This is a genomic window from Streptomyces monashensis, assembly GCF_001866665.1.
In the GTDB taxonomy this organism is placed as follows: domain Bacteria; phylum Actinomycetota; class Actinomycetes; order Streptomycetales; family Streptomycetaceae; genus Streptomyces; species Streptomyces monashensis.
The window spans coordinates 1-1,424 of the sequence record NZ_MLYO01000101.1; the positions used below are offsets into that span (position 1 = coordinate 1).

The 1,424-nt window shown below is 65.3% G+C and carries 1 protein-coding gene; it reads right to left on the reverse strand.

From position 1 onward, the window contains the following. Positions 1-28: 28 nt before the first annotated feature. Positions 29-1,354: an IS630 family transposase gene (locus BIV23_RS42145; RefSeq protein WP_218161927.1), complete on the reverse strand. Its 1,326-nt coding sequence runs from the start codon at positions 1,352-1,354 to the stop codon at positions 29-31. Between the last annotated feature and the right edge of the window lie 70 nt (positions 1,355-1,424).

A 1,424-nucleotide genomic window follows, 5' to 3' on the forward strand; every position in this document is an offset into this window, starting at 1 on the left:
CTAGTGTGATGCGCCTGAAATCGAACGCTTAAGTCTCTCGCTGATTATCGGTGGCTGGCGGAGTGACTTTGGTGAGGTAGTCGGCGAGAGATTTGAGGATCTCGTCGGCGGTCTTGGTCCAGGTGAAGGGCCTGGGGTTCTCGTTCCACGAGTCGATCCAGGCCCTGATGTCATCCTCCAGCGCCTTCACCGAGGTGTGGACGCCACGACGGATGAGCTTGTCTGTCAGCAGGCCGAACCACCGCTCGACCTGGTTGATCCAGGAGGAGCCGGTCGGGGTGAAGTGGACATGGAAGCGGGGGTGCTTGCCGAGCCAGGCCTTGATCTCTGGGGTGTTGTGGGTGGCGTAGTTGTCGCACACCAGGTGCACATCGAGTCCGACGGGAACCGCCTTGTCTATCGTGACGAGGAACTTCTTGAACTCGACGGCCCGGTGGCGGCGGTGGAGTTCACCGATGACAGTGCCGTCGGCGATGTTGAAGGCGGCGAACAGGCTGGTGATGCCGTGCCGCAGATAGTCGTGGGTGCGCCGTTCGGGCATGCCCGGCATCATCGGCAGCACCGGCTGGGAGCGGTCCAGCGCCTGAATCTGGCTCTTCTCGTCCACGCACAACACCACCGCCTTCTCGGGCGGGTTGTGGTACAGGCCGACGACGTCGACGACCTTCGCGACGAACTGCGGGTCGGTGGAGAGCTTGAAGGCATCCTGCAGGTGCGGCTTGAGATCGAACTTCTTCCAGATCCGCCCGATGGTGGACTTCGACAGCCCGGTGCGGGCGGCCATGGAGGCACGCGACCAGTGAGTGTCCTGGCCCGGGGTGGATTCCAGCGTCGCGACGATGACGTCTTCGACCTGGTCGAGCAGGATGGACGGCGGCCGGCCGGGCCGCGGCTCGTCGACCAGACCCTCCAGCCGCCGCTTGATGAACCGGGCCCGCCAGCGGTTCACCGACTGCTCGCTCACGCCGAGTTCGGCCGCCACCTGCTTGTTCGTCCCGCCCTCCGCGCACCGCAGCACGATCCTCGCGCGCAGAGCCAGGAACTGCGCGGTCTTCGCGCGCCTCGCCCAACGCGTCAGCTGAGCCCGTTCGTCATCGCTGAGCACCAGCACCGACTTGCGCCGGCCGGGCCGTGGCTCATCCGCAAGGCCGGCCATCCGCCGGGCAGCAAACCGCGAGCGCCACTTCCTCACCGTGTCCGCGGATACCTTGAACTCCGCCGCCACACGTGTATTCGGCTTCCCGTCCGCGCACGCCAAGACGATGCGTGCCCGCTCGACGAGACGGGGCGCCACCGCCCCACCCGCCCAGCGCAGCAACTCGGCGCGCTCCTCATCGGACAGCACAACTTCAATGGCACGAGGACCCCGAGACATGAAAACAGGCTACAGACTTAAGCCTTCGATTTCAGGCGCATCACACTAG